Here is an 18,915-nt window from a genome sequence, read left to right as displayed (position 1 = left end):
AGCGAACACTAGGGGTGTGAAGGGTCTGGGCGGGCGAGGTGTGCCGCTGCGGGTCGGGCTGGTTGCCGCGACCCTGGTTTTAGTGGCGTTCGGCCTGTTGGCTTCCGGCATCGCCGTCACCTCGATCCTGCGTCACAGCCTGACCAACCGCGTCGATGAGACGCTGCTCGACGCGTCCCGCAGCTGGGCGCAGGCCCCCCGGCGGATGCCGACGCCTCCCCTGGAGGGGCCGAACCCGGCCAGGCCGCCGTCGGACTTCTATGTCCGCGGCGTCGACGCCGACGGTCGCATCTGGATGGCCGTCAACGATCGCGCCGCCGAACCGGAATTACCCGCGAACAACGATGTCGGTCCGGAACCGGTAACAGTCGGCTCGATAGACAATTCGCATGTCCAGTGGCGGGCCATGTCGGTGCACGGTCCCCATGACGAGTTGACGACGGTGGCCATCGATCTGTCCGACGTTCAGTCCACGGTCCGTGCGTTGATCTGGTCGCAGGCCGGCATCGGTGCCGCCGTGCTGCTGGTGCTCGGTGTGGCCGGCTTCTGGGTCGTACACCGCAGCCTCCGGCCGCTGGCAGAAGTCGAGCAGACAGCCGCAGACATCGCCGCCGGACAGCTGGATCGTCGTATCCCGCAACGTGATCCGCGCACAGAAGTGGGGCGGTTGTCGTTGGCGCTCAACGGCATGCTTGCGCAGATCCAGCGCGCCGTCGCGTCGTCGGAATCATCGGCCGAACACGCCCGCCGCTCCGAAGAACGGATGCGGCGCTTCATCACCGACGCCAGCCATGAACTACGCACACCGCTGACCACGATCCGCGGGTTCGCCGAGTTGTACCGCCAGGGTGCGGCCCGCGATGTCGAGATGCTGATGTCGCGCATCGAGAGCGAATCGCGCCGCATGGGGCTTCTCGTCGAGGATCTTCTTCTGCTGGCCCGACTCGACGCGCAGCGGCCTCTGGATCGCCACCGGGTTGATCTACTGGCGCTGGCCAGCGACTCCGTGCACGATGCCCGGTCGATCGCCCCGAAGCGCCCCGTCACCATGGAGGTGATCGACGGCCCGGGGACGCCGGAGGTACTTGGCGACGAGGCTCGCCTGCGCCAGGTGCTGGGGAACCTGGTGGCCAACGCGCTGCAGCACACACCCGAATCCGCCCGCGTCACCGTGCGGGTGGGCACGGACGACGACAACGCCGTGCTCGAGGTCGCCGACGAGGGCCCGGGCATGAGCGCCGATGACGCCCACCGCATCTTCGAACGGTTCTACCGCACCGATTCCTCGCGTGACCGCGCCAGCGGCGGCACCGGGCTTGGCCTGTCGATCGTCGACTCCCTCGTCTACGCCCACGGCGGCACCGTCAGCGTCACCACCGCGCCGGGCAGGGGCTGCAGGTTCACCGTCAAACTGCCGCGGATCGCCGACGTCCCCTCACACGACGTCGCGGCACACGTCGGCTAGGACTGCGCACGCGAGGAGCGGTCAGGACAGGTCGGCCAGCGCGGCCGTGATCTTGGCCTGCGCCTCGTCGAGTGACTCCCGCGAAGGATCGGTGTCGACGTTGGCGAAACCGAAATCGGTCAGGTTGTAGGCGGGGAAGACGTGCACGTGCAGGTGCGGAACTTCCAACCCGGCGATGATCATGCCCGCGCGTTCGGCGTCGAACGCCTTGCACACCGCCCTTCCGATCAGTTGCGAGACCTCCATGACCCTGCCGAAAACGGCGGAGTCGAGGTCCTGCCACTGATCGATCTCGGCGCGCGGAACGACGAGCGTGTGTCCCTGCGTCATCGGCTGGATCGTCAGGAACGCCACAATCTCGTCGTCTTCGTATACGAACCGGCCAGGCAGGTCGCCGTTGATGATCTGGGTGAAGACGGTAGCCATACTCGCGAGCATTCCAGCAAGCTCTCAGTGGCATGGCAGTGGGGTGGCAGCTCCCTCGGAGACGGTTGTCGATATGACGGATCCGGCGGATTCACGCGCGTCGGACCACGTGCTCGACATCGTCATACCCGTCTATAACGAAAAACGTGGCCTTGCCGGCTGTATCCGCCGCCTCAGCGAATACGTCTGCACCTCCGTGCCGTACTCGACGCGGATCACGTTGGCCGACAACGCAAGTACCGATGACACCCTCGGGGTGGCGCACCGGCTCGCCGACGGACTGGCCGATGTCGAGGTGATACACATCGACGTGAAGGGCCGCGGAGCCGCACTGCAGACGGCGTGGGCCAAATCCTCCGCCGACGTTGTCGCCTACATGGACGTTGATCTCTCCACGGAGCTGTCAGCGCTGATGCCCCTTGTCGCACCGGTGATCTCGGGGCACTCAGATCTTGCGATCGGCTCGCGGTTCGCGCCGTCATCGCGGGTGGTCCGGAGCGCGAAACGTGAGTTCGTCGCCCGCGGTTACAACGTGTTGCTGCGCGCCGCATTCGGCGCCCGTTTCTCCGATGCCCAGTGCGGCTTAAAGGCGGTGCGCGCCGACGTGGGTCGACATCGCGCCGACGGTGCTGGCCGACCTGTTGGGTTGTTGGCGAGTGGGCCTGGCGCTCGCGACAGGCGCGCTGCCGATTCACGACCTCCGGCACCGGCTCGGCCGCCGGCCCCTCGCGGTCTGAATTCGCTGCACTACAGGAAGTTCATGAGCTTTTCACCCGCGGGAGCGTTCCAGACTCGCCGCATCTCGGTCATCAGTCCGGGTATACCACTCTGCTCGGATTGGTGCGCGAGCCGTTCTTGGTCAGCGTCCGAAAGACGCTCGGCCCGGTCAGGTGTCTCCCACAGCTCGACGGTTTGAGCCAACCAGTATGCGAGGAACTCCAGGATCAGCAGCGCTTCGAGAACAGTGATCCACGGAATAAGGAACCAATGCGGACGCGTGATATGCAGTGCCACAATGGCAGTCAACGTCACCACCATCAACCAGGCGATCGCCGTATAGAAACCCGCGTAGTCGGTCCGGTCCGGCGACCGTACCTCCTTTTTGGCGAGGTGTGCGGTGGTGAACACGGTGGCGATGAAGGCCGAGAGCATCAGTACCCCCGCCGCGCCGTGTGCATGGATCAGGAACCAGTCCTTCTTGAAGATCAGGCAAAGAAGGCCGACCACCACCACCAGCCGCAGAAAGTACAGCGCCAGTGTTCCCCCCGCACTTCGTGTTTGGCTGGCATGGTTGGACCGGTTTTTCCACCACGTCACCGACCAGCCCAGAATGAGTGCCACCACGACGGCCCAGACATTGGGCCGGACGATTACTTCTGTCTTGAAGCCCTCCGGCACGAAGGATGGGCTGCACAACTCGGGTCGCCCCTGGGGCACCAGCGCGGCGATCAACGCCGCGACCCCGGCCAGAGTCAACAATGCATCCTCGGAGTCACTGCTGCCCCGATAGATGAAGAACAGCGTGCCGAACCCTATGAGCGTTGCGATGAAGATGCTGTGCGCGGGCGTGTAAAAGTATTCGCTGAGCGCCCCTTGCACGCAGTGTTTCCCTGCCACTTCGATGATGATCGCCGCTGCAAACATCGCCATTGTCACCGCCAAGCCGATGCGCAAGTCGCGGTATACGACAAGCGTGACCGGGGTCGAAGTCGAGCTGTTGATGACGGTGTCGCCTGGCTGGTTCACGGGTGCCGACTCCTTTTGCCCTCTTTGGTTCGTTCCAGTCATGTCAGTTAGCTGATTGTGAACCAAAATCGGGCGTTTGTGCGGCTGCACGCCGTATTCAGAAAATCAAAGTTGCTGGCGGGCGAATCCATGTGACAATCCGCGTGGCGCAACCGCGCGCTGTTTATCTGGCGATCATGGCGTGCAGCTCGTCGACCGACCACGGCGGCGAGTCCTGATGGTCGCGGTAGCCGATGACGCTTGTCTTCTGACGCGCGAACTCCCCGACGAATCCGCCCGCGGCGATGAAGATCCTGCCCGTGATGTCGTCGGCCTCGTCGCTCGCCAGGTAGGCGTATATCGGCGCCGCGTACTCCGGCGGAGGTGCGTCGAGCGCGGCCTGTGTGCTTGCGGCATCCAACCGGCCTCTGCGGTTCAGCCCGACGATGTGATCCTCGTAATCCTTACCGGTCGACAGCCGGGTCTTGGCGCCGGGGCAGACCACATTCGCCCGCACTCCGGAGTCCCTGAGGTCGCCCGCGATGGCCAGCGTCATTCCGTTGACCCCACCTTTCCCTGCCGGGTAGGCGGTGCCGCCGTAGTCGCCGCGAAACGCGAACGAGCTGGTGTTGATGATCGTGCCGCCGCCTGCCTGCACCATTCTCGGCGCCGCCGCACGGCAGGTTTCGAACGTCGTGACGAGATGGCCGTCGAGTAGGTCGTGAAACTGTGCACTGGTGACTTCGAGAATCGACTCGCTGGCCAGGCCCGCGGTGCCCGCACAGTTCACCAGGATGTCGATTCGGCCGAATTCGCTTGTGCACCTGTCGATCAACGCATCGGCCGTCGCGGGGTCGGCAGGCGAACCGGGGTGGGCGACCGCACCGTCGATGCGTGTCGCGGCTTCTGTCGCGGCATCGGCGTCCCGGCCGTTCACGACGACACCTGCGCCGTGTGCGGCGAGGAGCGCGGCGACCTCGAACCCGATACCGCGGGATCCGCCGACGACGACGGCACCGCGGCCGGACAATGAAGCGCTAATCGCCCTCGCCCTCAACGGGCCTCATCATGTCCATGTTCCAGTACCCGCGCAGGTTGGTCAGCAGCCCGGCGTCGTTGACCTTGTAGGTGAAGATGCCGCGCACCGAGCTCGTCGACCCGTTGCCGAACGTGAAGCGCAGATTCAGGATGTGCGCGATCTCGTCGGGCGAGCTCGACGGAAACGTCTCCTCACACGTGATCGTGATGGTGGCGAGCCCAACGCTGCGCTCCCACCACTGCGAGACGCCGTCCTTGCCGACCACACCGTTGCCGTCGGGGTTCGTGTACGCCGGGCCGATCGGGTCTTCGATGACCACGTCGTCGGTCATCAGCGCCAGCCAGCCGGCCTTGTCACCTGCCATCACGGCGCGCCACGAGGCCTGTGACGCAGTCATTGCGGGCGTCTGCTCGATCGTCCCCTGGGACACGATGATTGGGCCTTACCGGTCGGCGTCGGTGTAGCGGATCACGCCGCGGATGTTGCGGCCTTCCAGCATGTCTTTGTACCCGTCGTTGATCTGCTCCAGCTTGTACTGGGTGGTGATCATGTCGTCCAGGTTGAGCCTGCCCGCCTTGTACATCGACAGCAGTTGAGGGATGTCGAAATGCGGGTTGCCGCCGCCGAAGATGGTGCCCTGCACACGCTTCTGCATCAGCGTGAGCATCGCCAGATTGAGGTTGACGTTGGTGTCCAGCAGGCTGCCGATGGCGGTGAGGACGGTGGTGCCGCCCTTGGCGGTGAGGTTCACGTAGGTGTCGACGTCGGCACCCTTGAGCTCGCCGACCGTCACGATGACCTGCCGCGCCATCAAGCCGTGGGTGACCTCGGCGATACCCGCGAAGGCGGCGTCGGTGTCCGGATAGGCGTGCGTCGCGCCGAATTTCAGTGCCGCGTCGCGCTTCCACTCGACGGGCTCGATGACGAAGAGGTTGCGGGCACCTGCGTTCGCGGCACCCTGCACCGCCGACATGCCGACGCCGCCGACACCGATCACCAGGACGTCGTCACCCGGGCGGATGTCACCCGCCTTGACGGCCGAGCCGTAGCCCGTCGTCACGCCGCAGCCGACGAGGCACGCCACCTCGAATGGGATCGACGGATCGATCTTCACGACCGAGCTCTTGTGCACCACCATGTACGGGCTGAAGGTGCCGAGCAGTGTCATCGGGAACACCGGCTGGCCCTTGGCGTGAATGCGGTGCGTGTTGTCCGAGACGGCCTGGCCACCGAGCAGGCCCGCGCCGAGGTCGCACAGGTTGCGCAGTCCTGCCTGACAGGATGGACACCTGCCGCAGGACGGGATGAAGGACAGCACGACATGGTCGCCCGGAGCGATGTCCTCGACCCCGGGGCCGACCTCGGTGACGATGCCGGCGCCCTCGTGACCGCCAAGCACCGGGAAGCCGGCCATCGGAATGTCGCCGGTCACCAGGTGGTGGTCGGAATGGCACATCCCGGACGCTTCCATCTGGATCTTGACTTCGTCCTTGACGGGATCGCCGATCTCGATCTCCTCGATCGACCACGGCTGGTTGAACTCCCAGATCAGAGCACCTTTGGTCTTCATCTGTACCTGCTTTCGATTGCGCGTCTGAACAAGACTAGAGGGTCTAGTTAGCCACATCACACGGCCCCCAAGCAACCGCTTGGGTGGGAGCTACCAGATGGCGACGGGTGCCTGCCCGAGGGGGTAGTAACCAGGCAGTTTCTCGCCGGCGACCGCCCGTTCGATCCGCTTCTGCATGCCGGCGCTCAGATCGCCCGACTGAATCAGCTTTCCGAACATGTTGGACACATGACCGAAGTCGAAGAAGTCTCGCTGCCACTCGATCTTGAGGTTGTCATCGAGCCGGAACCAGCTGCCGCCGATGCCGTAGATCTCGTCGCGCGAGCCGTCGGTCTTGTTGACGATCTGCTTCCAGAAACCGACGATCTCGCCGAGCTTCTCGTCCACCAGTACCTTCTGGTACTCGTAGTTCCAGTTCTCCAGGCCCTGCATCTCGAGGCCCAGCGCGACGTCGCGGATCTCGTCTCGGCCTACGCACATGACGTCTTCCTTGGGGCCGATGTTCCAGCCGTAGGTGGCATCTTCGGTGTAGAAGTTCGCCAGCGGCGTCCAGTCACCCTTCTCTTCGCAGACGCGGTTGGCTTCCAGCCATTCGTCGACCCATCTATCAAGGTCCTCGCGGGGCAGTGACGGCATTGGCGTGTCCCTTTCGTTAATCCTGATCGGTGATAGACAGTGCTTGCGTGGGACAGGCCCACACGGCTTGCTCGACTTCGGCCCTGTCCTCTTCCGGTGCGGTGTCCTTGAGGATCTCGACCTTGCCGCGTTTAGGCACCTTGAAGTAGTCCGGCGCCTCTAGCTCACACATGGCATGGCCCTGGCACAGATCCAGGTCGACTTCTATCTTGATGCCCACGCTCATTCGCTCCTAGGAGGTGCGCCTGCGATAGCGGACCTTCGCAGGACGGGCCAGCTGAACAACCATCTTCGAGTGGTCGTTGCGGTAGCTGTCGGCGGGCTGTGCCATCTCGAACTCGTACTCGCGCAACAGGACCGAAAAGATCGCCTTGATCTGCATCGTGGCGAACGCGGCGCCGACGCAGCGGTGCCTGCCCGCGCCGAATGGGATCCATGTCCACCGGTTGGCCATGTCGGCCTGCTCGGGTTTGTTGTAACGGTCGGGGTTGAAGGAATCGGGGTCGGGGAAGTCCTCGGCTATCCGGTTGGAGATCGCAGGGGAGGCGGCGACGTAGTCACCCTTGTGAATCGGGAAGCCTTCGACCTCGAACTCGCCTTGGGCTACCCGCATCAGAATGATCAGTGGCGGATGTAGCCGCAGAGTCTCTTTGACTACGTTGTCCAGCAATGGAATCTGGCGCAGCGCATGGAAGCTCACCTCTTGGCCGTCGGCGTACAGATCCTCGAGCTCAGCGACGATGTCGCGGTACACGTCCGGGTTGCGGAGCAGCTCGATGAGCGTCCATGACGAAGTACCGGAACTGGTGTGGTGCCCGGCGAACATCAGCGAGATGAACATCCCGGTGACCTCGTCGGCGGAGAAGCGCGGATTGCCGTCCTCGCCCTTGATGGATACCAGCACGTCGAGCATGTCGCGGTCACTCTTGTCCGTTGGCGGATTCGCGATGCGCCCGGTCATGATCTCCTGCACCAGCGCAACGAGTTTCACGCGCGCCTCGTCGCGGCGCCGGAAGCTCTCGATCGGCAGGTACGGGTCGACGTAGCAGAGCGGGTCTGTGCCACGCTCCAATTCGTGGTAGTAGTGCGCGAAGCGACTGTCGAGCTGCTCGCGGAACTTCAGCCCGATGAGACACGCAGTGGAGGTGTAGATGGTCAGCTCGGAGAAGAAGTCCAGCAGCTCGATCTCGCCTTCGTCGCCCCAGTCGGCGATGATCTTCTTGACCTCGCCCTCGATGGTGGCGGCATGCCCCTTCATCTGCTCACCGCGCAGCGCCGAGTTGTGCAGCATCTCGGCACGCCGCTCGGGGCTGGCGTCGAACACCACCCCTTCACCGAAGATCGGCGTCATGAACGGGTACGCCTCAGCCTGGTCGAGATCGGTGTCTGCCGAACGGAAGAAGAACTCGTTGGCCTCGGCGCCCGACAGCAGGATGACGTGCTTGTCGACGAGCTGGAACCAGCCGACGTCGCCGCATTCGTCACGAATCCGCTTCATCAACCCGATGGGGTCGGTCCGGAACTCTTCGAGGTGGCCGTGCTCTTCTTCGCCACCCGATACGCGTGGCACCATCGCGGTTGTCATTGTTCCCGTATCCCCTCGTCGCCCAACGCGAGCTTCTGGCGGTCGGTGTTGTCGGCCAACGGCGCTTCGGGCTGAAGCTCCATGTTCGCGATGAAGCCGCCGCGCGGTGTCTCGGCGACGAACGTGATCGCGCGCGCGAGATCTGCTGCGCGCAAGAAATAGTCGTGGCGTGCCTGTCCCCACTTGGCCCAGTCCTCGAGTGCAGGCCCGATCAGATCGGCGGGCAGGCTCCAACCCATGTTGGTCTTCGTCGGCCCTGGATGCACGATCGATGCCCGGACACCGGTGCCTTCGAGTTCCATCTGCAGGTTGTTCACCATCGCGACGAGGGCCGCCTTGGCCGCTCCGTACGCGCCCATGTGTGGCCGCTGCCGCAGTGCGACGTCGGAGCCGACGAAGATGAGGTCGCCGCGGCGCCGCTCGAGCATGCCCGGCAGCACGGCCGCCGCCAGCCGGTTCGCCCCGACGAGGTGAATCTGGAGCTGTGAGTCGAATTCGTCGGTGGTGATGTCGGCCAGCTTGCCGAAGTAGGTGTCACCGGCACCTGCCACCAGTACCTCGATGTCACCCAGGGCGTCGACCGACTGCGAGACAAAGGATTTGACCGAATTCGGATCGGTGACGTCCAGGTGGAAACCTACGGCCTCGCCACCATCGGCCTGGATCTTGCCGACCAGCTCGGTGAGTTTCTCGACACGACGTGCACCGAGCGCAACCGGAAATCCGTGTGCGGCGAGCTCGATGGCAGTGGCTTCGCCGATACCCGACGATGCGCCCGCTACGAGAGCAGGCCTGCGTTCGGGGAGGGGTTCGAACCGCGGCATGTACTCAGACCTCCACGGTCATGGGTAGGTGGGCGAACCCGCGGACACTGCTGGAGTGGACGCGCACGGCGTTGGACTCGTCGACTTCGAACCCGCGGATCCGCTTGAACAGTTCGGCCAGGGCTACCCGGGCCTCCATGCGGGCGAGGTGGGCGCCCAGGCAGAAGTGAGCACCGCTGCCGAAACTCAGCAGGTTTGAACCGATCTCGCGGCCGATGACGAAGTCGTCGGGATTGGGGAACACTCGCTCGTCGCGGTGCGCCGAACCGGGGAGCAACAACAGGATGTCGCCATCGGGAATGGTGGTGTCGTACAAGTTGAAGTCTCCTGCAACAACGCGCGCCAGCAGCTGGCTGGACGTGTCGTAGCGCAATGTCTCCTCGACCCACAACGGGATCTTGTCGAGGTCGTCATACAGCGGGCTCAGCTGGTCGGGATTGCGGTGGCCCCAGAACGCCGCGTTGGCAAGCAGTTTGGTGGTCGTCTCGTTGCCGGCGATCACCATGAGGAACAGGAAGCCGAGCACTTCTTCGTCGGTCAGACGGTCACCGTCGATCTCGGCCTCCAGGAGCGCAGACGTGAGGTCGTCGGTGAGCTTCCTACGGCGGTCGGCGATCATCTCGTGGTAATAGACCATCAGGTTGATGGACGCCTCGATGGCGGACTGAGGTACATCGTTGACCCCGTCCTCGCGATGCATGACGCCGTCCGCCATGGCCCGGATGCGGTCCCGGTCCTCGAACGGGACACCCATCAGCTCGGAGATGACGTCCATCGGCAGTTTGCCCGCGAACTCCGCGACAAAGTCGACTGTTTCGCCGCTGTGAGCCCTGTCCAACATGGCGTCGAGGTGTTGTACGGCGAGGTCGGTGACCCGTGGTTCGAGCTCCCGGATTCGTCGCGGCGTGAAGCCTTTCGACACCAATGTGCGCAGGCGCAGGTGTGCGGGGTCGTCCATCGCGAGAAAGGACATGGTCTTGCTCGCATGCGGACCGCGGGATATCGGGTCGAGGGAGACGCCGTCGCGATTGGACAGCGTCGTGCTGTTGCGAAACCCCTCGCGCACGTCCTGGTGTCGCGAGAGCGCCCAGAACCCGAGCTCGTTGTTGTGGTAGAGCGGGGCGTCGTCACGAAGCCGCTTGTAGTACGGGTACGGATCCTCGTGAAAGTCGTAGTCGTACGGATCGAGGATCGCCTCGCTGGTGGGAACCGTCATCGATCTTCTCCAAGGATGAGGCCGACGACGTACGTCAGTCGATCGGCGATTTCGCGATAGCTGACATAGCCACTGCCTGCGTGCACCAGTGCACCGAAGTACGTCATCTCCAGCGCCGACACGGTGCGCGCGTCGGCGTCGGGGCCCATCGCCGAGCGGATGCGCCGGTGAATCTCGGCACCGATGCGGTCGCGAACGGCGCGCACGGCCGCGTCGCCGTTGCTCAGCAGGGCAGTCGTGCAGGCCGCCGCGACCTCCGGTTCGTCGGCGATCATCAAAGTCATGGCGCGCAGCGCCTGCTCGACGCGCACGGAAGTGCTGTCGTTCACGTCGGTGAAGTAGGGCACTTGGCGCATCAGATCCAAGTAGACCTCGGCGATCAGATGGTTCTTCGACGAGAAGTAGGTATAGGCGGTCGCGGGCGCGACCTTGGCGCGTGCGGCGACGGCGCGCACGGTCAGGTCGGCGTATGACGACTCCCGCAGCATCTCCACACCTGCGGTGAGGACCTTGCGGAATGTCTCTTCCTGCCGACGGTTGCGGGGCGTTCCCCCGTCCTCGTCGGCGACGGTGGCCATCCCATGACTGGACACATGTCCAAGTTATCGGACCAAGACGGCGACAAGCAAGTGCGCCGACAAAAGTGCCAGCACACCGCGTCTATCCGGGCCGATATTCTTGCGCATAGGCGGGTCAACCTTGCGTCTCCCACCCGTCTGCGGCTATCGTTCGAGTTGATTATTCGGACACTTGTCCAGCGACAAACGGGAGTCGGAATGGGGATACTGGCCGATCGCCAGAGTCAGCTGCTCATCGACGGGAAGCTCGTGGCGGGCAGCGCGGGCACGTTCCCGACGGTCAATCCGGCAACCGAAGAGGTGCTTGGCGTCGCCGCCGATGCGAGCCAGGAGGATATGGGCCGCGCGATCGAGGCGGCCCGTCGCGCTTTCGACGAAACCGACTGGTCGACGGACACCGCGCTGCGGGTGCGCTGCATCCGGCAGTTGCAGGAGGTGCTGACCAACCACGTCGAAGAACTGCGCGAGATCACGATCGCCGAGGTGGGAGCGCCGGTGATGCTGACGTCCATGGCGCAGCTCGAAGGTCCGATCGCCGACCTGAGCTTCTGCGCCGACACCGCCGGGTCCTACCAGTGGACCACCGATGCGGGTATCGCCTCCCCGATGGGCATCAAGACCCACCGCACGATCGCGAAGGAAGCGGTCGGTGTCGTCGGCGCCATCACCCCGTGGAACTTCCCGCACCAGATCAACCTCGCCAAACTCGGACCGGCGCTCGCCGCAGGCAACACCGTCGTGCTGAAGCCCGCACCGGACACCCCGTGGTGCGCCGCGGCGCTGGGCCAACTCATCGCCGAACACACCGACATACCGCCCGGCGTCGTCAACATCGTCACGTCCAGCGACCATGCCGTCGGTGCGCTGCTGTCCAAAGACCCACGGGTGGACATGGTTTCGTTCACCGGGTCGACGGCGACCGGGCGCGCCGTGATGGTTGACGGAGCGGCGACGTTGAAGCGGGTCTTCCTCGAACTCGGCGGCAAATCGGCATTCCTCGTCCTCGATGACGCCGATCTCGCCGGCGCATGCGCGATGTCGGCGTTCACCGCGTCGATGCACGCCGGCCAGGGTTGTGCGATCACCACCCGCCTCGTGGTGCCGCGTGCCAGGTACGACGAGGCCGTCGAGGCAGCCGCGGCGACCATGGGCTCCATCAAACCGGGCGACCCCACCGACGCGGGCACCGTATGCGGACCGCTGATCTCGGCCCGCCAGCGGGATCGCGTGCAGAGCTATCTGGATTCCGCGATCGACGAAGGCGGTGCGTTCGCCTGTGGCGGCGGACGTCCCGAGGACCGTGACGCCGGCTTCTTCATCGAGCCGACCGTCATCGCAGGCCTCGACAACAACGCCAAGGTGGCCCGCGAAGAGATCTTCGGTCCGGTACTCACGGTGATCGCTCATGACGGCGACGACGACGCGGTGCGCATCGCCAACGACTCGCCGTACGGGCTGTCGGGCACGGTTTTCAGCTCAGACCCCGAGCGGGCCTCCGGTGTGGCCGCGCGGATGCGGGTCGGCACCGTCAACATCAACGGTGGCGTCTGGTATTCGGCCGATATGCCGTTCGGCGGTTACAAGCAGTCCGGTATCGGCCGGGAGATGGGCCTCGCCGGTTTCGAGGAGTACCTGGAAACCAAGGCCATCGCTACCGGAGTCAACTAGAAAGAGCGGAGGGCCTGTGCGTGGGTCTTTATGGTGATCAGTTCAAGGAGAAGGTGGCGATTGTCACCGGTGCCGGTGGCGGCATCGGCCAGGCGTATGCCGAGGCGCTCGCCCGCGAGGGTGCGGCCGTCGTCGTCGCCGACATCAACACCGAGGGCGCGCAGAAGGTCGCCGACGCAATCTTGGGCGAAGGCGGGAACGCGATCGCGGTGCGGGTCGACGTATCTGATCCCGACTCGGCCAAGGAGATGGCCGCGCAGACACTTTCCGAGTTCGGCGGCATCGACTACCTCGTCAACAACGCCGCGATCTTCGGCGGCATGAAGCTCGATTTCCTCATCACCGTCGACTGGGACTACTACAAGAAATTCATGAGCGTGAACCTCGACGGTGCGCTGGTGTGCACGCGGGCGGTGTATCGCAAGATGGCCAGGCGCGGCGGCGGCGCGATCGTCAGCCAGTCGTCGACCGCAGCGTGGTTGTACTCGAACTTCTACGGGCTGGCCAAGGTCGGCATCAACGGCCTGACCCAGCAGCTGGCCACCGAACTAGGCGGTCAGAACATCCGCGTCAACGCGATCGCTCCTGGCCCGATCAACACCGAGGCCAACCGGACCACGACCCCGCAGGAGATGGTCGAGGACATCGTGAAGCGAATTCCGCTGTCCCGCATGGGCGAAGTCGACGATCTCGTCGGCATGTGTCTGTTCCTGCTTTCCGACCAGGCGAAGTGGATCACAGGTCAGATCTTCAACGTCGACGGCGGCCAGATCATCCGGTCATGAGCGAACAGCTGAAGTTGGGTTACGTCGGGCTGGGTAACCAAGGTGCGCCGATGGCGAAACGGCTCGTCGATTGGCCGGGCGGCCTTGTGGTGTACGACGTGCGTCTCGACGCCATGACGCCGTTGGCGGAATCGGGCGCCACCCTCGCCGACAGTCTGGCCGACGTCGCCGTCGCCGACGTCATCAGCGTGACCGTTCTCAACGACGAGCAGGTGCGCGATGTGGTCGCCGGTGAGCAGGGTCTGGCCCGTTACGCGAAGCCAGGCACCGTGATAGCAATCCACTCGACGATCAGCGACACCACAGCGGCAGAGCTGTCCCGTCAGCTTGAGCCCGAGGGCATTCACGTCGTCGATGCTCCGGTCAGCGGGGGCGCGGGAGCGGCAGACAAGGGTGAACTCGCCGTGATGGTCGGCGCTGACGACGTCGCCTTCCAGAAAGTGAAGCCCGTTTTCAAAAGGTGGGCTTCGCTGGTGGTGCGGGCCGGAGAGCCGGGTGCCGGCACGCGAATGAAGCTGGCGCGCAACATGCTGACCTTCACGGGGTTTGCGGCGGCATGCGAGGCGCAGAAGTTGGCGGAGGCCGCAGGCATCGACCTGCAGCAGCTCGGCCGGGTGGTACGGCACAGCGACGAGCAGAGCGGCGGGCCGGGCGCCATCATGTACCGCGACGACACGAAACCGCTCCAGCCCGAACACTTCCTGCACGACATGTTCATCCACACCCGCGGACTTGGCGAGAAGGATCTTCGGTTGGCGTTGGCGCTAGGCGAAAAAGCCGGGGTGGACCTCCCTCTGGCCGAAGTGGCGCTTCGGGAACTCGCACCCGGCCTCGGTGTGCCTCATGGTAAGGAGTAAGTCGATGGACGAGTTGCGCAAGAAGGGCCTCGAGAAGATGAAGGAGGTCTACGCGTGGGACATGCCCGACATGCCGGGCCGTTTCTTCGCGCTCACGGTCGACCACCTCTTCGGTACCATCTGGACGCGCGACGGTCTGTCGATGCGAGACCGCCGCTTGATGCTGCTCGCCGTGCTGACCGCGCAGAACCAGGAATCTCTGTTGGAAGTTCAGCTCAACGCGATCCTTTCCAACGGAGAGCTGACTGTCGACGAGCTGAAAGAAATCTCGATCTTTCTTACGCATTACGTCGGGTTTCCGCTCGGCTCGAAGCTGGATGGGGCGATTCATCGCGTGGTGCAAAAGCGCAAGAAGGCCGAGGCGACCGGCGCGGCCAGGGATGAGAAGGACAACGTCAACGAGGCCGTTCAGATGTACGCGCGCAAGGACCTTCATGACAAGTAGGTTCGCGAGCCTCTCCCGAGATCAGCTCGCGACTCTGATACCTGAGCTGCTGTTGATCGGCCAGTTGATCGATCGGTCCGGAATGGGCTGGTGCATCAAGCCTTTCGGGCACCCAGGCATGCTCGAGATCGCGATCGAGGAGTGGATGGGTGCGAGCCCCATCTATACCAAGCGCATGCAAAAGGCTCTCAAATACGAGGGCGAGGACGTCATCACCATCTTCAAGGGCCTGCAACTCGACATCGGTGCGCCACCGCAGTTCATGGACTTCCGGTACACCGTGCATGATCGCTGGCACGGCGAGTTTCACCTCGACCACTGCGGTGCGCTCATGGACGTCGAGCCGATGGGTGAGGACTACGTCCGCGGGATGTGTCACGACATCGAGGATCCGACGTTCGACGCCACGGCCGTCGCGACCAACCGCAGGGCCCAGATCCGCCCGATTCATCGCCCGCCGCGGAAATCCCCGGACCAGCACCCGCACTGCGCATGGACGGTGATCATCGACGAGTCGCATCCGGAGATCGAAGACCACCCGGTCATCGACGTGATGCGTCGAACCCACGCTGCCCGAACCGAACTCGACCCGATCGACCCCGGTGACGAAGGGCAGTCCGACTACTCCGGTGAGCTGGTGTCCGATGTCGACTTCGCACAGTTCTCGCATTCGGCCCTTGTGCGGATCGCCGACGAAGTCTGTCTGCAGATGCATCTGCTGAACCTGTCGTTCATCATCGCGGTGGGCAAGCGTGCGGGTACCGACACCGAGCTCGCGAACAAAATCTGCACCAATCAGCTGACCGGCATCGCGGGCGTTGCGGCTGAACGTATTCACCGCGCACTCGGGCTGCCGGGTGGAGTCGAAGGCGCGGTGCGCACGCTGGAGTTACACCCTCTGTTCAATCCGGCCGCATACGTGACGGCGGAATTCGGACCGGACGCTGTCGAGGTGCGCAGGGCGGCCGCGCACGAGGACGGTGCGTGGATCTCGCTTGTCGGGCCTTCATCGACGAGGCCGCTGCAGGCCGCCGTCGCGGCCATCGATCCGCACCTTGATGTGCAGATCACCGGCACAGACGTCGACTGGACGGCCCGGGTGATCGAGACCGATACGGCTGCTGAGGAACTTGTCGAGGTTTCGGTCGTGCGTGTCAGCGGCGGCTCATCGTGGGTGTTCGCTCCGCGGAAGTCGCTGCCGCTGACAGTCGTCTGATTGCCGAGAAGGCCCCAGATGCCGTCTTATCTGCAGTGGCGTCAAACGGTTGATTAGCTATCGCTGCGTCGGGTTTGGGTTAGTCTCCGCGGATGCGACGTGCATACCGCAAAACCTGGATAGTCGCGGTCGGTATTGCGCTGGCGGTCGGCGTCGTGAGTTGCGGTGGCGCCGACGTGTCGAGTCCCCCGAACCGGTCGGTGGATCCCAGCGTCGTCTTCAAGCAGTACGAGGAGGCTGCGAAGCCAGTCGAATGCTCTTCGGCCAGCCGCGACATGGACGAAGCGGTCCGCAAAGGCAACTTCGGAATCATGAAGACCAAGGCTTTCCAGTACCGCGATGTGTTGGCGACTTTTGACTCCCGGCTGGGTGAGATCGCCTTCCCCCCTGCTGCGAAACCCATCGTCAAGAGGATGCGCGAGCTGAATTCCGACCAGTTGGCCGGCTTGAACGAGTTGGGACAGTACGACGGTGGGGACGAGGTCCGGCTGAACACGCTGAGGAACAGAGTTTGGTCCGACGACTCGGCGATGGTGGTGGAAGGCGATCACCTTCGCGAGGCGCTCGGCCATCCTGTGCAACAGGCCGGATACGCGGCAGATCTATTGGAGGCGGCACAAGCCGCGTTCTACAACGACAACGCGCCGGTTCATGCGAAGTGGGAAGCAGCTATGGCAGCCAAGGACCTGGACGCGGCCAAGGCAGCCAATGCGATCGAGATAGCCGCGCTCGAGCGCTACATCAAGAGTGTCGACGCAATCTCCTGGCCGCCGGGAACCTATGAGGGACAGGCGAACACCCTGCGCGACCACCTTCGCGGACTGATCGACTTCGACCGTCGGCAGGTGGACGTGGCCACCGCGGCAGAGGTCGTCGACACGCCGGCCGAGGGCGTACCAGACGTCCAGGGCGCCGTCGACGCCAAGGACAGCCTGTGGGTCGGTCTGGTCAAGAATTTCCAAACGGCGGATCCCAGCGCGAAGTGCTAACGACGAACGCCGCCCACCGCTGAGCCGACCCATCGCCGTAGGTAGCGCCGCAGATCCTCACCGGTTCGGGGCGGACGGCCGGGATCGGTGACGAACGACTGGATGATCCGCAGCAGGTGCTCGGCAAGGTCGTTGAGATCGTCGTCGCTTAATCCGAGGCCTGGCCAGTCGACGTCGAACCGGCGCACCATCGAGTGACCGAAGTCAAGGGCGATGTCGCCCGTCACCGACTCGATGTGAGGGTTCGGCCGGCCGGGGACGATGAGCAGGCCGAGATGTTTGTCCTTTGGCAGCCATTCGAGTGCCGTCGCGATGGCCTCGGCGACGGCTTCGACGGGGTCGGTGATGCCGCGCAGGTGGGTTTCCAGACGCTTCTGGAAGTCGTCGGCGGCGTGCACGGCCGCCGCCACCAGCAGGGCGTCGGTGCTCGGAAAGTACCGGTAGACCGTCTGGCGGGTGACGCCGAGCGTGCGGGCCACGTCCGCGATGGAGAAGTCCGCGCCGCGGGCGTCGATTGCCTTGCTCGCGGCCTCCAGGATTCGCGCGATGGCTTCGTCGTCGCTGGCGGGTGCCGAGCCAGACCAGCCGTGGGTACGCACGCCGGAATACTCCTGCTAACCCTAGTAGGACACCGAGAGCCGCTTGACGCCGTTGAGCCACCCTGACCGAAGCCGTTGCGGCTCTTCCAGTTTCGAAATATCAGGTATTTGGTCGGCAATCTCGTTGAAGATCAGCTTGATCTCCATGCGGGCCAGGTTGGCACCGATGCAGAAGTGCGCGCCGTTTCCGCCGAAACCGAGATGCGGGTTGGGGTCGCGCGAGATGTTGAACTCGAACGGCCGCTCGAAAACGGCGTCGTCGTAGTTGGCCGAGCTGTAGAACAGGCCGGCCCGCTGTCCCTCGCGGATGGTCACCCCGCCCAATTCGGTGTCCGCCTGTGCGGTGCGCTGGAAGCAGTGCACCGGCGTGGCCCACCGGACGATTTCATCGGCGGCTGTTTCGGGGCGCTCCCGCTTGAACAGTTCCCACTGCTGCGGGTTCTCGAAAAACGCGTTCATGCCGTGCGTCATCGCGTTGCGAGTCGTCTCGTTGCCCGCCACTGCGAGCAGGATGACGAAGAACGCGAATTCGACGTCGTCCATCCATTCGCCGTCCACGTCGGCCTGGACCAACTTCGTCACGATGTCGTCGGCCGGACAGCGGCGCCGCTCCTCGGCCATGGTGTACGCATAGCCCATCAGCTCGGCGTTGGCAGCGACGTAGTCCGACTCGAAATCGGGATCTTCGGTGTTCATGATGGAGTTCGTCCAGCCGAACAACTTCTCGCGATCGTCTTCTGGCACTCCGAGCATGTCCGCGATCGCGAGCAGCGGCAGGCGCATCGCTATGTCGTCGACGAAATCGCCGCTGCCCTTTTCCCTTGCCGTGGCGACGATTTCGCGGGCCGCGGTGGCGAGCTTCTCCTCCAGGGTGGCGACCGCCCTTGGCGTGAAAAGCCGTGACACCAGCTTGCGTAGGCGGGTGTGTTCGGGTGCGTCGTGGTTGATCAGCATCGCCTTTGTCAGCTCCAGCTGATCGGGCGTGGTGCCTTCTGGCATGCGCATGACGACGCCCTTGCGGTTCGTCGACCAAAGATCGCCGTCGCGAGAGATCGCCTTGATGTCCTCATGGCGGGTGATCACCCAGTAACCGCCGTCACCGAATATCGACTCGGGCTGCTCGTTCCACCACACCGGCGCCGTTTTTCGCAGCTCTGCGAACTCGGCCACCGGAATGCCCTTTTCCAGGATGTCGGGATTGGTGAAGTCGAAGCCTTCGGCGGGTAGGAACGAAGTGACCCGGGGATCATTCGAGCCGAAGGGGCATGCCTGAGTCGTTGCCATATGCCGAC

Annotated in this window: 20 protein-coding genes and 1 pseudogene; 8 read left to right on the top strand and 13 right to left on the bottom strand. The window is 64.2% G+C overall.

From position 1 onward, the window contains the following. Positions 1–16 precede the first annotated feature (16 nt). Complete coding sequence (locus QOJ24_RS12830) at positions 17–1,465, top strand: sensor histidine kinase (RefSeq protein WP_526261686.1); 1,449 nt, start codon at positions 17–19, stop codon at positions 1,463–1,465. A gap of 21 nt (positions 1,466–1,486) precedes the next feature. On the opposite strand, the gene QOJ24_RS12825 is transcribed toward QOJ24_RS12830, so the two are convergent. Beyond that, positions 1,487–1,891 (bottom strand): HIT family protein, encoded by a 405-nt coding sequence (locus tag QOJ24_RS12825; protein WP_526261684.1) that lies wholly within the window; start codon positions 1,889–1,891, stop codon positions 1,487–1,489. A gap of 73 nt (positions 1,892–1,964) precedes the next feature. Between QOJ24_RS12825 and QOJ24_RS12820 the strand changes: the two are divergent. Continuing rightward, positions 1,965–2,619 (top strand): annotated as a pseudogene (locus tag QOJ24_RS12820) (glycosyltransferase); the annotation flags it as partial. A 19-nt stretch (positions 2,620–2,638) separates the two neighbouring features. Here the strand turns inward: QOJ24_RS12820 and QOJ24_RS12815 are convergent. The 10 genes from QOJ24_RS12815 to QOJ24_RS12770 form a co-directional block, all read right to left on the bottom strand. Beyond that, positions 2,639–3,727 (bottom strand): hypothetical protein, encoded by a 1,089-nt coding sequence (locus QOJ24_RS12815; RefSeq protein ID WP_526261682.1) that lies wholly within the window; start codon positions 3,725–3,727, stop codon positions 2,639–2,641. Positions 3,728–3,800: 73 nt separating this feature from the next. Then, positions 3,801–4,646: an SDR family NAD(P)-dependent oxidoreductase gene (locus tag QOJ24_RS12810; protein WP_526261680.1), complete on the bottom strand. Its 846-nt coding sequence runs from the start codon at positions 4,644–4,646 to the stop codon at positions 3,801–3,803. Positions 4,647–4,653: 7 nt separating this feature from the next. Then, positions 4,654–5,052 carry a nuclear transport factor 2 family protein gene (locus QOJ24_RS12805; protein WP_526261678.1) on the bottom strand — a complete coding sequence of 133 codons (399 nt, stop codon included), beginning with the start codon at positions 5,050–5,052 and terminating at the stop codon, positions 4,654–4,656. Positions 5,053–5,097: 45 nt separating this feature from the next. Next, entirely contained in the window at positions 5,098–6,225 is a 1,128-nt protein-coding gene (locus tag QOJ24_RS12800) for an NDMA-dependent alcohol dehydrogenase (RefSeq protein WP_526261676.1), read from the bottom strand. Positions 6,226–6,315: 90 nt separating this feature from the next. After that, complete coding sequence (locus tag QOJ24_RS12795) at positions 6,316–6,861, bottom strand: nuclear transport factor 2-like protein (RefSeq protein WP_526261674.1); 546 nt, start codon at positions 6,859–6,861, stop codon at positions 6,316–6,318. 16 nt (positions 6,862–6,877) lie between these two features. Further along, positions 6,878–7,081, bottom strand: a complete 204-nt coding sequence (locus QOJ24_RS12790) for a ferredoxin (RefSeq protein WP_526261672.1) — start codon at positions 7,079–7,081, stop codon at positions 6,878–6,880. A gap of 12 nt (positions 7,082–7,093) precedes the next feature. Next, positions 7,094–8,446 (bottom strand): lanosterol 14-alpha demethylase, encoded by a 1,353-nt coding sequence (gene cyp51, locus QOJ24_RS12785; RefSeq protein WP_526261670.1) that lies wholly within the window; start codon positions 8,444–8,446, stop codon positions 7,094–7,096. After that, positions 8,443–9,270, bottom strand: a complete 828-nt coding sequence (locus QOJ24_RS12780) for an SDR family oxidoreductase (protein ID WP_526261668.1) — start codon at positions 9,268–9,270, stop codon at positions 8,443–8,445. The genes cyp51 and QOJ24_RS12780 overlap by 4 nt, the downstream gene beginning before the upstream one ends. 4 nt (positions 9,271–9,274) lie before the next feature. Further along, positions 9,275–10,486, bottom strand: a complete 1,212-nt coding sequence (locus tag QOJ24_RS12775; RefSeq protein ID WP_526261666.1) for a cytochrome P450 — start codon at positions 10,484–10,486, stop codon at positions 9,275–9,277. After that, positions 10,483–11,064 (bottom strand): TetR family transcriptional regulator, encoded by a 582-nt coding sequence (locus QOJ24_RS12770; protein WP_526261812.1) that lies wholly within the window; start codon positions 11,062–11,064, stop codon positions 10,483–10,485. Before QOJ24_RS12770 ends, QOJ24_RS12775 begins: the two co-directional genes overlap by 4 nt. A 198-nt stretch (positions 11,065–11,262) precedes the next feature. Between QOJ24_RS12770 and QOJ24_RS12765 the strand changes: the two genes are divergently transcribed. The 6 genes from QOJ24_RS12765 (at position 11,263) to QOJ24_RS12740 (ending at position 17,024) form a co-directional block, all read left to right on the top strand. Next, on the top strand, positions 11,263–12,732 hold the full coding sequence (locus tag QOJ24_RS12765) for an aldehyde dehydrogenase (RefSeq protein WP_526261664.1): 1,470 nt from the start codon (positions 11,263–11,265) through the stop codon (positions 12,730–12,732). Positions 12,733–12,752: 20 nt separating this feature from the next. Continuing rightward, positions 12,753–13,517, top strand: a complete 765-nt coding sequence (locus QOJ24_RS12760) for an SDR family oxidoreductase (protein WP_526261662.1) — start codon at positions 12,753–12,755, stop codon at positions 13,515–13,517. Beyond that, on the top strand, positions 13,514–14,374 hold the full coding sequence (locus QOJ24_RS12755; protein WP_526261660.1) for an NAD(P)-dependent oxidoreductase: 861 nt from the start codon (positions 13,514–13,516) through the stop codon (positions 14,372–14,374). The genes QOJ24_RS12760 and QOJ24_RS12755 overlap by 4 nt, the downstream gene beginning before the upstream one ends. A gap of 4 nt (positions 14,375–14,378) precedes the next feature. Further along, positions 14,379–14,819 (top strand): carboxymuconolactone decarboxylase family protein, encoded by a 441-nt coding sequence (locus QOJ24_RS12750; protein ID WP_526261658.1) that lies wholly within the window; start codon positions 14,379–14,381, stop codon positions 14,817–14,819. Continuing rightward, positions 14,809–16,035 carry a hypothetical protein gene (locus QOJ24_RS12745; RefSeq protein WP_526261656.1) on the top strand — a complete coding sequence of 409 codons (1,227 nt, stop codon included), beginning with the start codon at positions 14,809–14,811 and terminating at the stop codon, positions 16,033–16,035. The genes QOJ24_RS12750 and QOJ24_RS12745 overlap by 11 nt, the downstream gene beginning before the upstream one ends. A gap of 92 nt (positions 16,036–16,127) precedes the next feature. After that, positions 16,128–17,024 carry a hypothetical protein gene (locus QOJ24_RS12740; protein WP_526261655.1) on the top strand — a complete coding sequence of 299 codons (897 nt, stop codon included), beginning with the start codon at positions 16,128–16,130 and terminating at the stop codon, positions 17,022–17,024. Here QOJ24_RS12740 and QOJ24_RS12735 read toward each other — a convergent pair. Together QOJ24_RS12735 and QOJ24_RS12730 are read right to left on the bottom strand one after the other, a co-directional pair. After that, entirely contained in the window at positions 17,021–17,623 is a 603-nt protein-coding gene (locus QOJ24_RS12735; protein WP_526261653.1) for a TetR/AcrR family transcriptional regulator, read from the bottom strand. The two genes, QOJ24_RS12740 and QOJ24_RS12735, sit on opposite strands and share 4 nt — an antisense overlap. Positions 17,624–17,644: 21 nt before the next feature. Then, positions 17,645–18,907, bottom strand: a complete 1,263-nt coding sequence (locus QOJ24_RS12730; RefSeq protein WP_526261651.1) for a cytochrome P450 — start codon at positions 18,905–18,907, stop codon at positions 17,645–17,647. Positions 18,908–18,915: the final 8 nt, after the last annotated feature.

Origin of the sequence: Mycobacterium sp. (genome assembly GCF_032159775.1) — a bacterium.
Lineage (GTDB): Bacteria > Actinomycetota > Actinomycetes > Mycobacteriales > Mycobacteriaceae > Mycobacterium.
This window is presented reverse-complemented; position numbering and strand designations above follow the sequence as displayed.

Coding starts and splice junctions, on each gene's coding strand:
- QOJ24_RS12745 (WP_526261656.1), top strand. CDS start 14,809: ATGACAAGTAGGTTCGCGAGCCTCTCCCGAGATCAGCTCGCGACTCTG.
- QOJ24_RS12775 (WP_526261666.1), bottom strand. CDS start 10,486: ATGACGGTTCCCACCAGCGAGGCGATCCTCGATCCGTACGACTACGAC.
- QOJ24_RS12795 (WP_526261674.1), bottom strand. CDS start 6,861: ATGCCGTCACTGCCCCGCGAGGACCTTGATAGATGGGTCGACGAATGG.
- QOJ24_RS12805 (WP_526261678.1), bottom strand. CDS start 5,052: ATGACTGCGTCACAGGCCTCGTGGCGCGCCGTGATGGCAGGTGACAAG.
- QOJ24_RS12750 (WP_526261658.1), top strand. CDS start 14,379: ATGGACGAGTTGCGCAAGAAGGGCCTCGAGAAGATGAAGGAGGTCTAC.
- QOJ24_RS12800 (WP_526261676.1), bottom strand. CDS start 6,225: ATGAAGACCAAAGGTGCTCTGATCTGGGAGTTCAACCAGCCGTGGTCG.
- QOJ24_RS12780 (WP_526261668.1), bottom strand. CDS start 9,270: ATGCCGCGGTTCGAACCCCTCCCCGAACGCAGGCCTGCTCTCGTAGCG.
- QOJ24_RS12740 (WP_526261655.1), top strand. CDS start 16,128: ATGCGACGTGCATACCGCAAAACCTGGATAGTCGCGGTCGGTATTGCG.
- QOJ24_RS12730 (WP_526261651.1), bottom strand. CDS start 18,907: ATGGCAACGACTCAGGCATGCCCCTTCGGCTCGAATGATCCCCGGGTC.
- QOJ24_RS12770 (WP_526261812.1), bottom strand. CDS start 11,064: ATGGCCACCGTCGCCGACGAGGACGGGGGAACGCCCCGCAACCGTCGG.
- QOJ24_RS12825 (WP_526261684.1), bottom strand. CDS start 1,891: ATGGCTACCGTCTTCACCCAGATCATCAACGGCGACCTGCCTGGCCGG.
- cyp51 (WP_526261670.1), bottom strand. CDS start 8,446: ATGACAACCGCGATGGTGCCACGCGTATCGGGTGGCGAAGAAGAGCAC.
- QOJ24_RS12755 (WP_526261660.1), top strand. CDS start 13,514: ATGAGCGAACAGCTGAAGTTGGGTTACGTCGGGCTGGGTAACCAAGGT.
- QOJ24_RS12765 (WP_526261664.1), top strand. CDS start 11,263: ATGGGGATACTGGCCGATCGCCAGAGTCAGCTGCTCATCGACGGGAAG.